The sequence below is a fragment of the Algoriphagus alkaliphilus genome, from assembly GCF_900103735.1.
In the GTDB taxonomy this organism is placed as follows: domain Bacteria; phylum Bacteroidota; class Bacteroidia; order Cytophagales; family Cyclobacteriaceae; genus Algoriphagus; species Algoriphagus alkaliphilus.
The window spans coordinates 1-12,523 of record NZ_FMXE01000016.1 but is presented as its reverse complement, the minus strand read 5'-3'; the positions used below and the strand labels follow the sequence as shown (position 1 = coordinate 12,523).

14 protein-coding genes are annotated in these 12,523 nt (G+C 42.1%); 7 read left to right on the top strand and 7 right to left on the bottom strand.

Annotated features, from left to right (window positions below):
- Nucleotides 1-41 precede the first annotated feature (41 nt).
- Entirely contained in the window at nucleotides 42-404 is a 363-nt protein-coding gene (locus tag BLQ81_RS12085) for a hypothetical protein (protein ID WP_139183626.1), read from the bottom strand.
- A gap of 74 nt (nucleotides 405-478) precedes the next feature.
- Between BLQ81_RS12085 and BLQ81_RS12080 the strand changes: the two genes are divergently transcribed.
- Nucleotides 479-817 (top strand): tRNA-binding protein, encoded by a 339-nt coding sequence (locus BLQ81_RS12080; RefSeq protein WP_092730326.1) that lies wholly within the window; start codon nucleotides 479-481, stop codon nucleotides 815-817.
- A 3-nt stretch (nucleotides 818-820) separates the two neighbouring features.
- On the opposite strand, the gene BLQ81_RS12075 is transcribed toward BLQ81_RS12080, so the two are convergent.
- Nucleotides 821-1,144, bottom strand: coding sequence for a Rieske (2Fe-2S) protein (locus tag BLQ81_RS12075; protein ID WP_092730469.1), 324 nt, complete (start codon nucleotides 1,142-1,144; stop codon nucleotides 821-823).
- 108 nt (nucleotides 1,145-1,252) lie between these two features.
- On the opposite strand from BLQ81_RS12075, the gene BLQ81_RS12070 reads away from it, so the two are divergent.
- Nucleotides 1,253-1,996 (top strand): hypothetical protein, encoded by a 744-nt coding sequence (locus BLQ81_RS12070; RefSeq protein WP_092730324.1) that lies wholly within the window; start codon nucleotides 1,253-1,255, stop codon nucleotides 1,994-1,996.
- 172 nt (nucleotides 1,997-2,168) lie between these two features.
- Here the strand turns inward: BLQ81_RS12070 and BLQ81_RS12065 are convergent, their stop codons facing one another.
- The 3 genes from BLQ81_RS12065 to BLQ81_RS12055 are packed head-to-tail and all read right to left on the bottom strand — an operon-like array spanning nucleotide 2,169 to nucleotide 5,028.
- Entirely contained in the window at nucleotides 2,169-3,311 is a 1,143-nt protein-coding gene (locus tag BLQ81_RS12065; RefSeq protein ID WP_092730322.1) for a cysteine desulfurase family protein, read from the bottom strand.
- 32 nt (nucleotides 3,312-3,343) lie between these two features.
- Nucleotides 3,344-4,738, bottom strand: a complete 1,395-nt coding sequence (glmM, locus tag BLQ81_RS12060; RefSeq protein ID WP_092730320.1) for a phosphoglucosamine mutase — start codon at nucleotides 4,736-4,738, stop codon at nucleotides 3,344-3,346.
- 59 nt (nucleotides 4,739-4,797) lie between these two features.
- Nucleotides 4,798-5,028 (bottom strand): hypothetical protein, encoded by a 231-nt coding sequence (locus BLQ81_RS12055; protein WP_092730318.1) that lies wholly within the window; start codon nucleotides 5,026-5,028, stop codon nucleotides 4,798-4,800.
- 72 nt (nucleotides 5,029-5,100) lie between these two features.
- On the opposite strand from BLQ81_RS12055, the gene mazG reads away from it, so the two are divergent.
- The 5 genes from mazG to BLQ81_RS12030 all read left to right on the top strand — a co-directional run bounded on the left by mazG (nucleotide 5,101) and on the right by BLQ81_RS12030 (nucleotide 9,881).
- Entirely contained in the window at nucleotides 5,101-5,901 is an 801-nt protein-coding gene (gene mazG, locus BLQ81_RS12050; protein WP_092730316.1) for a nucleoside triphosphate pyrophosphohydrolase, read from the top strand.
- 258 nt (nucleotides 5,902-6,159) lie between these two features.
- Nucleotides 6,160-6,540 carry a RidA family protein gene (locus tag BLQ81_RS12045; protein WP_092730314.1) on the top strand — a complete coding sequence of 127 codons (381 nt, stop codon included), beginning with the start codon at nucleotides 6,160-6,162 and terminating at the stop codon, nucleotides 6,538-6,540.
- Between the two features lie 6 nt (nucleotides 6,541-6,546).
- A complete protein-coding gene (locus BLQ81_RS12040) occupies nucleotides 6,547-7,038 on the top strand; it encodes a hypothetical protein (RefSeq protein ID WP_139183625.1) in 492 nt (163 codons plus the stop codon).
- A 75-nt stretch (nucleotides 7,039-7,113) separates the two neighbouring features.
- Nucleotides 7,114-8,514: a class II fumarate hydratase gene (gene fumC / locus BLQ81_RS12035; RefSeq protein ID WP_092730310.1), complete on the top strand. Its 1,401-nt coding sequence runs from the start codon at nucleotides 7,114-7,116 to the stop codon at nucleotides 8,512-8,514.
- A gap of 236 nt (nucleotides 8,515-8,750) precedes the next feature.
- On the top strand, nucleotides 8,751-9,881 hold the full coding sequence (locus tag BLQ81_RS12030) for an IS3 family transposase (RefSeq protein ID WP_092730308.1): 1,131 nt from the start codon (nucleotides 8,751-8,753) through the stop codon (nucleotides 9,879-9,881).
- Nucleotides 9,882-10,404: 523 nt separating this feature from the next.
- Here the strand turns inward: BLQ81_RS12030 and BLQ81_RS12025 are convergent.
- A complete protein-coding gene (locus BLQ81_RS12025; protein ID WP_092730306.1) occupies nucleotides 10,405-11,148 on the bottom strand; it encodes a LuxR C-terminal-related transcriptional regulator in 744 nt (247 codons plus the stop codon).
- 83 nt (nucleotides 11,149-11,231) lie between these two features.
- On the bottom strand, nucleotides 11,232-12,482 hold the full coding sequence (locus BLQ81_RS12020; RefSeq protein ID WP_092730304.1) for an IS4 family transposase: 1,251 nt from the start codon (nucleotides 12,480-12,482) through the stop codon (nucleotides 11,232-11,234).
- Nucleotides 12,483-12,523 lie beyond the last annotated feature (41 nt).

Here is a 12,523-nt window from a genome sequence, read left to right as displayed (position 1 = left end):
AAAGAGGCCGAAAGCCTCTTTTTTTGTTTTGATGGTGATTATTAATCTGCTTTAAATTTATCAACGATATATAAAAAAATGTTGAAGGAAAGCGTCGAAGGGGAGTCATTCTTTCTCGCCTCTTTTTCTGAAATAACCTCCCCTGTGTTTAAATCTTTTTTTACTAAAGTGGGAAGGGCTTTTTGAGTGACATTCACTTTAGGAGCAAGCAGGGAGGGAGATGAATGATCATTGATCACCGTATGATCCTCTAAGATTATTTTATCGCTATTCCTGCTGTTAATTTCCTCGATTTTCCCATTTTCTGATTGCGCAGAAGCATCTACTGCTATCAGTGCCAAAAACAAAACAGCTACACTGAGTAATGCCGACTTTTTAAAATGAGATGCGGTTAAATTTAACATGAGTTATATTTAATTATGAAGGGTTAAACTAGTGGATTAGCAAAAGGTTTCTAAAATTAAGAAAAAAAATGGCTATGCAAACGATTGACTTAGAAGATTTCCTCAAATTAGGCCTTAGGGTTGGCACGATTATCCAAGCAGAATTATTTGAAAATGCCCGTAAACCGGCGTATAAAATTTGGATAGACTTGGGACATGAGCTTGGAGTCAAAAAATCCTCGGCCCAAGTGACAGATTTGTATCTTCCGGCTGATTTGATAGGAAGGCAGGTGCTGTGTGTTTGTAATTTCAAGCCACGGCAAATCGCCGATTTTATGTCGGAAGTTTTGGTCACAGGATTCACATCCATTGAAGGAGGAATAGTACTTGCCTCTGTGGAGCGATTGGTTCCCAATGGGTCAAAACTTCATTGAGATTTATGGCAGCGTAATTATTAAGCCTATTTCGGAAAGCTCACAAGGATAGGTTTGAAGATCGGCACAATCACCGGCTTTGGCTTGCCCTGTTTTAAGTTCAAATCGGTATTGGTGTAGAGGGCAGATAATTTCTCCCTGCGAGTTGATGCTTCCTTGAATCAGTGAAGCTCCCCGATGTGGACAAAAAGAAGAAAAACCGTAAATCCTTTCACCGATTCGGACTAGGCCAATTTCCCGGGTACCAAGCTTCACTTTTTTAACCCGGTATTCTGGCAGCATTTCAAAAACCTCTGAAATTGAGCCTCCCAAATAAAAATCTCTCATAATTGATTCATTTTTTTGATCCTCTCTATTTGCCACTCACTGATAAAATGTTGGAATTATGTACTTTGTTCCTGAACTTCATAGCATGTGAATTTAACCTTATTAACCATGAAAAAATATTTGCTTCTTCCCCTTCTCTTCCTGACAAGTTGGGTATTAGGTCAAAGTCTAGAAGGATCCTGGAAATTGGTGAGCCAAAATGGAAATGCGGTAACTGATCAGGAGTATATCAAAATTTATCAGGATGATTATTTCGCCTTTGGTGTCAAAAATGTAGCAGACAATACCTTCATCGGAGCCGGTGGTGGTCCATATAAATTTGAAGGGGATAAATATTCCGAAACGCTTGATTTTTTTACACTTAATCCGCTTCAGATCGGTACAACCACTCCCTTTAAAATCGAACTGGATGGAAAAAAACTCGTGCTTTCTGCAAATACAAACAACGGGATGCTGGTCGAAATCTGGGAACGAATATCTGAGGCAAAAGATGACCTGACCGGCAATTGGGTGATTACCGGAAGAAAAAGTGACGATCAAATCTCACGTTCTACTCCCGGTGCTCGGAGAACAGTCAAAATATTGAGTGGAGGTCGGTTTCAATGGATCGCTTTCAACTCGGAAACCAGGGAGTTTTCTGGTACAGGTGGCGGGACTTACTCTGCAGTAAATGGGAAATACATCGAAAACATCACCTTTTTCTCAAGAGATAACTCCCGCGTAGGCGCCAGTTTAGGATTTGATTTTCAGGTAATCGATGGGGAATGGCATCACAGTGGTCTGAGCTCAACAGGAGCACCGATCTACGAAATCTGGACTCCTTACGCTATTGGATATAAACCGGCAAAATAACAGTGGAAGAATTGGGGGGAATAAAAAAGAGGCTGTCTCCTAACTGCTGTCTGTCACATTGAGCAGGTTGCCCACCGTGGTGGGAAATCAAAATGCGGTTGAATTCACTGCAAATGGCCTTCGACTCCGCTCAGGTTGACACCATCAGTCCTTTTGAGACATCCGCTTTTTATTAAGCTTCAACAGCGTAAAGTTCTTTTAGCTTTCCAACCGTATAGTCGACCTCTTCAATGGTATTAAAGCGGCTGAAGGAAAACCGTACAGAATCGCGTTCCGGATTGTGATCCAGTGCTCTTAGCACATGAGAACCGACAGTTGCTCCTGAGCTGCAGGCAGACCCACCCGAAGCAGATATCCCTTCTAAGTCTAAATTGAAAAGCAACATGCCGCGGTTAGAATCAGATGGCGGAAGACTCACATTCAAAACCGTATAAAGGCTTTTTTCTAAATCTTCTGACAGTCCGTTGAATGATACTCCCGGAATATCATCTGTGAGCTTTTTGATGAAATGCGTTTTTATCTTTTCAATGTGTGTGCGGTGGCCTGCCATATCTTCATAGGCAAGTTCAAGTGCTTTGGCAATTCCGATAATTCCAATCACATTTTCAGTTCCTCCACGCATGTTGCGCTCCTGCGCTCCACCATGGATAAGCGGGTGGATTTTTTTGCCTTTTCTCACAAAAAGGAACCCCGAGCCTTTAGGGCCATGAAATTTGTGACCGCCTGCAACTAAGGAATCCACATGCAGGTTTTTCAGGTCGTGTATAAAATGCCCGATTGTCTGAACAGTATCCGAATGAAAAAATGCGTCATATTCTTTTGCCAATGTTCCAATGCGATCCAAATCATTCAGGTTTCCGATTTCATTATTTGCATGCATTAGGGAGACCAGACTTTTTGGGTTCTCTTTCAGCAAAGACTTGAGATGGTCCAGATTGATTTCCCCTTTTTCATTGACTTCAAGTAAGTGGAGTCTGACCGCTCCTTTTTTTGCCAAAACTTCCAGCGTATGAAGTACTGCATGGTGCTCAATCGGGGAAGTGATGGCGTGTGTGATCCCATGGCTTTCAATTCCACATACTAATGCGGTGTTGTCGGCCTCGGTTCCACCCGATGTGAAGAAAATCTCCGAGGGACTGGCATTAAGCAATTCCGCTACTTTTTTTCTGGATTTCTCGATGGCACTTCTCACCTCACGTCCATGACTGTGGACGGAGGAAGGATTTCCAAAATGAGATTTCATAAAAGGAAGCATGGCTTCGATCACCCGATCGTCCATGGCTGTGGTGGCGGCATTGTCAAAATAAACCTTCATCGTTTTAGGGTTGGGGTGCTGAGAATTGCAGGTTAGATCATAGAGGCACTGACTACTTCTTTGATGTCCTGCATTATTTTCTTTGCCAAATGCTCCGCCGTCGCTTCAGATTCTGACTCGGAGTAAATTCGGATGATCGGTTCTGTATTTGACTTTCTCAAATGAACCCATTCTTTTTCAAACTCGATTTTCACGCCGTCAATATCATTGATTGGATGCTTTTTGTATTTGTTTTTGATTTCGAGAAGGATATTATCCACGTTGATTTGAGGAGTCAGTTCAATCTTATTTTTCGAAATGTGATAGTTGGGATAGGTCGCTCTCAGCATAGAGCTTGACTTACCAAAGTTTGCCAGATGCGTCAGGAATAAGGCCACTCCGACTAATGCATCTCGACCATTATGGGAAGCGGGGTAGATAATTCCACCATTTCCTTCTCCACCGATGACGGCATTTACAGCCTTCATTTGATTTACCACATTGACTTCACCAACTGCGGCGGCGGTGTAAGTGCCACCTCTTTTTTCGGTTACATCACGAAGCGCCCGGGTAGAAGAGAGATTGGATACGGTATTGCCGGGAGTTTTGCTCAGCACATAATCTGCTACTGCCACCAATGTGTATTCTTCACCAAACATAGAACCGTCTTCATTAACAAAGGCCAGTCGATCCACATCCGGGTCAACTACGATTCCCAGATCAAAGCTCCCTTTTTCTAATTTCTTAGAGATGTCTCGAAGGTTTTCAGGTAGTGGCTCAGGGTTGTGTGGGAAGTGACCGTTTGGGGTGCAGTACATTTCCTCAATTTCAGAGACTCCCAGTGCACGAAGCAATTTTGGGATAGCTATCCCTCCCGTAGAGTTAACTCCATCTACTACAATTTTGAAATTTCTTGCTTTGATCGCCTTGACGTCTACCAGATCAAGATCCAACACATGCTGAATGTGACGGTCGATGTAATCATCTATTTTGGAGTAAGAACCCAGTTTTTTTACCTCAGCAAAGGAAAAATCTTCATTTTCTGCTTTTCCCAGAATTGATTTTCCTTCTTCATCCGAAATAAATTCACCGACAGAATTCAGCAGTTTTAGGGCGTTCCATTGAATCGGATTGTGACTGGCTGTCAGGATGATTCCCCCGCCGGCATTTTCGAGGGGAACGGCATATTCTACAGTGGGTGTCGTACTCAGCCCGAGGTCAATCACATGAATGCCCATACCCTGAAGGGTAGCCGATACCAGTCTGGAAATCATGTCACCTGAAATTCTGGCATCTCTGCCGATTACAACTTTGGGGTTATTCGTTTTTTCGATGACCCAGGCTCCGTAAGCTGCGGTAAATTTTACAACGTCCACAGGAGTGAGTCCCTCACCGGCTTTTCCGCCAATAGTTCCCCTGATTCCTGAAATAGATTTGATAAGCGACACGTAAGTTGATTTAGTAAAAGTGAATATCTAAAATATCCTGTCTCAGACAGGATCTGATTTTATTTGAATTTTGCCATCACCTTGTCCACCTCATTGTCGGGGTTGCCGCAAGCGGTAGTGGAATCCATGGTTTTTCCGCAATACCCGCAAGTAGCTCCTTCTTTATTGAGAAAAGGACTTTGGGATGCACAAGTACCCTTGAATTCACCGTTTTTAAGGAATATGAGCCTCACTGACATCAGGATGAAGAATAATGCCACGAAACCTACGGTAATGAATACTGTTGTCATAACGGAGAAATTTGCGCAAATTTAAAGCTTTACTTCGAAAACGTTCACAATTCCCTCTTAGTTTCCCAAGTCATGTCAAAATTGAGTACCCGAGCCGAGCAACTCGCCGCTTTAGATCGTTTATTGACCATCATGGATGAGCTACGAGCGCAATGTCCATGGGACAAAAAGCAGACTACAGAGAGCCTGAGGCATTTAACGATCGAGGAAACTTTTGAGCTTTCGGATGCGATTTTGGAAGGAAATCCGGAAGAAATAAAAAAAGAACTTGGAGATATTTTACTCCACATCGTATTCTACGCCAAGATAGGCTCCGAGGAGGGTAATTTTGATATAGCGACTTTGACCCATTCCCTCTGCGAAAAATTAATCCGACGCCATCCACATATTTATGGCAATACCATTGCCACCGATGCAGATACAGTCAGTCAAAATTGGGAGAAAATCAAGTTGAAAGAAAAGGGAAATGTCTCAGTTTTAGGAGGCGTACCCAAGTCATTGCCTGCTTTGATCAAAGCCATGAGAATTCAGGAAAAAGCACGTGGTGTTGGTTTTGATTGGGAAGAAAAACAGCAGGTATGGGGAAAAGTGGAGGAAGAAATGCAGGAATTCAAAGAAGAATTTAATGCTGTCGATGAAAAGGTAATAGATAAAGAAAGGGCGACTGCTGAATTTGGGGATTTGCTCTTTTCCCTTATAAACTATGCGAGATTCATCGAGATTGATCCTGAAGAGGCTCTTGAGCGGACTAATTTAAAATTTATCAAGCGTTTTCAATATCTTGAAAATTCAGCCAAACAAAGCGGCAAAAATCTAAGTGAGATGACCTTGGCTGAAATGGATGTCTATTGGAATGAAGCCAAAATGAAGTAGGCGTTGGTCAGTTTGCAGCCGCAGAAAATAGTGATCAGTATTCAGTCTCAGTTGGCAGAAGTAAGTCAGAATGCTGAAATAACCGATTATCAATGATCAATTTCCAATTATCAATTGCCAAATTTATCAAGGTCAAATAACTAATAACTAATAACGAATTACTACTCACAATTAACCAATGATCAATAATCAATGACCAATGATCAATTACCAGTTACCAATAACCAATAACCAATAACAACTCACCACACACCCACCATGCCCAACCAAATAATCTTTACCTCAGAAGCTCCCGCACCGATCGGTCCTTATTCACAGGCCGTTTTGGCAGGAAACACCCTTTACATCTCAGGGCAGATTGCATTAGATCCGGACACCGGTGAGCTAATCAACGAAAATATTACGGAGGAGACGCATGCAGTAATGAAGAACATGGAGGCAGTCCTCCGCACTGCGGGCTTTTCTTTTTCAGATGTGGTGAAGTGCAGCATTTTTATTCGAGAAATGGGACAGTTTGGCACCATCAATGAAGCCTATGGTCAGTATTTTAAATTAAACCCTCCGGCACGGGAAACAGTTGAGGTAAGTAAGCTTCCTAAAAATGTGAATGTGGAAATTTCCTGTATTGCCGTCAAATAGCTTGTTTTGACTCTATTGCCACACCATAGCGAAACATTAGTTAGTGCCCTTTCCAAGAAGGAAATTTTGGGGCACCTGATTCGTGTGACCCGCGAGGTAAACTATCTGGATGCCCGCACGATGTCGGACCCCAAAATCAAATTCAATGGAATGATCGGTCAGGAAGGATTCAGAATTTCCAAAGTGATTGACAGAGGAGATACTTTTCTGCCGCTAATCACCGGAGAAGTGGAGTCTACCCCAAGGGGAAGTATCATTTTCATCAGATATAGGCTCTTTCCGGGTGCAATTTTTTTTCTGGCTTTTTGGAGTCTGATTTTGCTGGCTTTCACGGTCTTCTATATTGCAGCGATAGGTAATCAAACCTATGGATTCATTTGCCTGGGATTGGCTGTTTTCAATTACGTGCTTGGCATGTTCTTTTTTCACAGGCAAGTAAAAGCCTCACGGGAAGTATTCCATGAGTTAATTAATTTTGAGATGAAGGGAAAGGATTAACCATCGCACTTTTTAGGCTAAAAGACCTTCAGTCCCTACCTTTGCGCTTTGTATTCAAACCCATATACCAAAAATATGTCTATCCGAATCGAAAAAGACACCATGGGGCCAGTAGAGGTTCCTGCTGACAAATATTGGGGAGCTCAGACCCAACGTTCCATCAACAACTTTAAAATCGGAGGCGAGAAAAACCGCATGCCGATTGAGATTATCCGAGCATTTGCTCTCTTGAAAAAAGCAGCGGCTTTGACCAATGCCGAATTGGGTGTTTTGGAACAGGATAAGGCGGACATTATCGGCAAGGTTTGTGACGAGATCCTTACCGGGCAGCATGACGAGCAATTCCCTTTGGTGGTGTGGCAGACCGGTTCCGGTACACAGTCCAATATGAACTCAAACGAAGTGATCGCCTATCGTGCCCATGTGCTTTTGGGAGGTTCTCTGGAAGATGCCAAAAAGAAAATTCACCCAAACGATGACGTCAACAAGTCTCAATCCTCAAATGACACGTATCCGACGGCGATGCATATCGCAGCCTATCAGATGGTAGTAGAAAATACCATTCCCGGAGTGCAAAAATTGAGAGATACCCTGGCTGAAAAGTCAGAAGCTTTTAGAGGAGTTGTAAAAATCGGGCGTACCCACTTTATGGATGCCACTCCACTTACTTTGGGACAGGAGTTCAGCGGGTACGTGGCCCAGTTGGACCATGGATTGAGGGCATTGAAAAATACGCTTTCACACCTTTCCGAGCTGGCATTGGGCGGAACGGCAGTGGGTACCGGCTTGAATACTCCACAGGGTTATTCTGAGTTGGTCGCAAAAAAAATAGCGGAACTTTCCGGTCTTCCCTTTGTCACTGCGCCAAACAAGTTTGAAGCACTAGCGGCTCATGATGGAATGGTGGAAGCGCATGGGGCATTGAAGCAAGTGGCTGTTTCTCTTATGAAAATAGCCAATGACATTCGGATGCTTTCATCAGGCCCAAGATCAGGAATCGGTGAAATCCTGATTCCTGAAAACGAACCGGGATCCTCCATCATGCCGGGCAAAGTCAATCCTACACAAGTGGAGGCAATCACGATGGTAGCTGCTCAGGTGATGGGAAATGACGTAGCCATTTCCATCGGTGGATCGCTAGGCCACTTCGAACTGAACGTGTTCAAACCATTAATTGCAGCGAATTTCTTGCAGTCAGCAAGACTGATTGGAGATGCTTGCGTGTCCTTCAATGACAACTGTGCCATTGGCATTGAGCCAAATATGGCCATGATCCAGCGTCATTTGGAGAATTCCCTGATGCTGGTGACTTCGCTGAATCCATATATTGGCTACGAAAACGCCGCTGCAATTGCCAAGAAAGCGCACAAAGAAGGAACAAGCCTAAGAGAAGCAGCAATAGCTTTAAACTTACTTACCTCAGCGCAATTCGACGAGTGGGTTAAGCCTGAGGAGATGATCGGGGGATTGAAGTAAGTTTTTGAAGTATCTGTAAATCAAGAAAGCTGCTCGAACGGGTGGCTTTTTTAATTTATGGTTGCCTACCTAGGAATCGAACTTGGATCTAGCGTTTAGGAAACGCTTGTTATTAGACCTAGTTTTTATATATTGATTATCAATATGTTACAAATTTATATTGCAGTAAAACTATAATACTCCCCAAAATTCAGACCAGAGGTTAGGTTAAAAAAACATCCTAACTTAACTCTGAAATGAAGAAGCAAACACGACGAAAATTCACTCCCGAATTCAAGGCAAAAGTAGCCTTAGAAGCAGTCAAGAATCAACAAACCCTAGCAGAGCTTGGGCTCAAGTTTGAGCTGAGTCCTGTAATCATCTCCAAATGGAAAGGCGAATTTCTTGAAAACATGTCCAGTGTTTTTGAAAAAGGCATGAAAAATGAAGAAGAACAAGGCCCAGATGTGGACGAGCTATACGCTCAGATCGGCAAACTTAAAAGTCGAGAACGAGTTTTTAAAAAAAAGTTGCAAGAAACTGGGGATATGAAAGGGCGCATCAACCTGATCGAACCTCATTCAGGTACCTTATCTATTCGAGCGCAATGCAGTGTGCTGGGTGTCTCCAGAAGCAATTTGTACTACAAACCAAAAGAGGAGAAAGCTGAAAATCTGGAAATGATGTTGCTCATGGACAAGCATCTGATAAATCATCCCACCGAAGGGGTGAACTCGATGGTGTATTGGCTTACTGCTCTGGGCTTTGTTGTGGGCCACAAACGAATCCGGAGGCTTTTCAAAGTGATGGGCAGACAGACGCTGTATCGAAGGAAAAATCTAACCAAAGCAGGATTACGGGAATACATTCGGCCTTATCTGCTGCGAAACTTGAAGATTGATCGAGCCAATCAAGTCTGGGTTACAGACATTACCTATGTGCCGATGGCCAAGGGATTTATGTACCTGACTGCGGTCATGGATGTCTATAGCAGAAAAATTCTTGCTTGGGGTCTTTCCAACAGTCAGGATGCGGCTTGGTGCCTTCAGGTGGTGCAAGAGGCAATACTTCGCTATGGAAAGCCTGAAATCATCAATTCGGATCAAGGCTCACAATACACCTCAGCACGCTGGATTGACTACCTTCAGAGCCAAGAGATTGAGATCTCCATGGATGGCAAAGGAAGAGCTTTGGACAATGTCTGGATCGAGCGATTCTGGAAATCCATCAAGTATGATTACATCTACCTTAATCCATGCAAAGATGGGTTTGAATTAGCCGATGGCATTAAAGCACACATGGACTATTACAACCAGAAAACCCACCATACTACCGAACAAAAGCCCAATGATCGCTATGAAAAAAAACCTGTTAAACAGGCTGCCTAGTGCCGAAACATTGAATGGTCTCAACAGGAGTGGTTACGAAAAAGTTATTTCCATAATTTTTCCAGGCCTTTGAAGGGGCCGAAAAATTCCAGAATAACTTTTCCTACCTCAACCAAAAGCCAATCCTTGATCATATAAAACTTAACTTAGCAAACCTATTCTTTGGTTCAACCAATGGGAAGTATTATAAACACCTCCAAATCACTCTCTAATTGCAATATTTACTGCAAGGTGATTTTCTATACCTGAGTTTTCGTCATCCTCTCAGGTACCACTTACTTCTTAACAATTGTTCGGAAGTTTGAAAAACCATACCTGACTAATCGTTAAAAGTAGATATGTCAGGATTTTAAAGTATTCATGGTGTGAAATCAGCAGAAAAAAGGAGAATTACTTACATGTTTGACAGATTAAAGAATAAACGCAAAAAAAGAGCTTATACCGCAATTCCGGAGGGATTTTCCAATAAGCCCTAATTAAGTTTGGTAATTGGAAATATTCTGGCACAGCCAAAATTGTTTTATTAAAAAAGAGAATTGATTAAAATCAACTTATTTCGGCTAGAAAAAGTGAGTAAATCATACATGTTTTTACATCCAGATTTACTTTTTATATTTCTTCTGTGTGTGTCAACCGTAAGTTTACTGATGAAAAAATGATCGGCTATTTTTTTGCTAGATACTCCTTTTATAAAGTAAGGTAGTAGTTCCAATTCCTTATTTGAAAAAATATTTTTTATGTCGCCGCAGATTTTGTTTTCGAAGTGATCACTGTTTAAATTATTCAATTTAAATGACCAATTCACATATCCAGGGGTTTGAATAAAACTGATATCACTAAGAATAGTCACATTCGTCGACATTCTATGGCTATCATCCAAATGATAGACTGTGGTTTGTTTTAAAACTTGTACATAGGTACCATCCTTTCTTTTTAACCGAAAAGTCAGTTCAAGACAACAATTGTGATCTATCATATCATCTTCAATACCGTATTTAATGGCTGATTGAGTCACTGTATTTACTAAAGTTTTATCATCTTGATGATAATTGCTAGCATGTTCTATGGAAAACTCTTCATCATTAAATCCTAAAACGTTTGCATTTCTGCAATAAACAATTTTATTTCTTGAGAAATCGTAAATATATATACACTGCGTGTTTAGAATTGGAATTGTTTGAAATTTTTGAATATCCTCTGGTAAATAATCAACTTGATTAACCTTCTCTTTAATGTCTTTCAAAAATTCCAGTAAGTTAGAATTCATAATAAATCAATTATTATCTGTTAAAAAATTACTGTCATCCGAGTAAATTTTTGAAGGTGAAAAATAAGGCGTTTACAGGCTATTTAGGGTGATTTTTCTTTCTTTCTCAAAACACTCTCCTGCTCACTTTTAAAGATATCTAATTGCACTATTTCCAGATTTCGTTCTTCTGCTGCCAGGTAGTTGGTTTTTAATATGGTTTGGAAGCAGACATAGGATATCAAGTTAGCCCTTGCCATGGACACTAAGGTGGTGAACTGCTCCGCTTCTTTGATCCTCTTGTGAATCACCGTGAATATCAGATTGGCAATCAAAACCATCCATACCTGTGATTTGATCCCTTCCCGGCTGTCCGAGAAAAAATAGCCCAGTTCGAAGTTTTGCTTGATCCGCTTAAAGAACGGCTCGATCTCCCAGCGGTTTTTGTACAATAACACAATCGTGTGGGACTGAAAGTCAAACAGGTTGCTTAGAAAGCGGAACACTTTGCCTGTCAATGGATCTTTGTAAGTGACCAATCTAGCCTTCATTGGCCCCTGATCAGTTTTTAGCTCAACCAGCTGATCCAGAATAGTGCCTCCGGAAAGGAAGTCGTGGATGTCGGTTCGGATTTGGCTGACCACTTCATAGGTAGCATTTTCATTAAGCCTAGTCACGTAAAAGGCACCAATCTCTGTCCATTTTTTATAAACCGCATAGTTCACATAGCCCTTGTCAAACACGTAAATGGCTCCCTGTTCTACCTTCAGCTGTCCGAGGAAATCTTTGTCATTGCTGCTGGCCGGTGTAAGCCAGATCAGTTCAGGCACCATATTGTCCAGCGGAAGCAGGGCATGAACCTTCAGCCCTCCCTTTTTCTTGCCGTTCATGGGGTTCCTTCCCGCTCCTTTGAATACATCGGTAAACAAGGTAACCGTACTGGAGTCAAACAGTTTTATCCGATCGGGAGATACCTCTCCGTTGATGGGCAAGCTGAGGTAACTGTCCGAAATCTCCGAACGATAATAGGCCAAAAGTAGGTAGTAGATGTAGCCGAACACCTCATTGGGACGCTTGCGGTTGGCATCCGAAAGGGTACTGCTCGCAGGAAGAGTAGTGATACCTAGGTAGCTAAGTTTCTGCCCCAAAAACAACAGGCACTTACATAAGCTGTTGAGCGAATGGACTTTGGAAACTACCCCATAAAGCATGAACACCAGCTGTTTCCAAGTGTCCATGGTCTTATAATAGCGGTCTGATTGAAAAGTGTCCGAAGCTTGGTCGACAATCTCCCGAGGAATAAAAGAAAGTAACTGACTGATTATCGGATGACCTGATAGTTTTGTATGTTGCACTGAGATTTATTGTGTCGTAACAACAAAGTCTCATTTAAAGC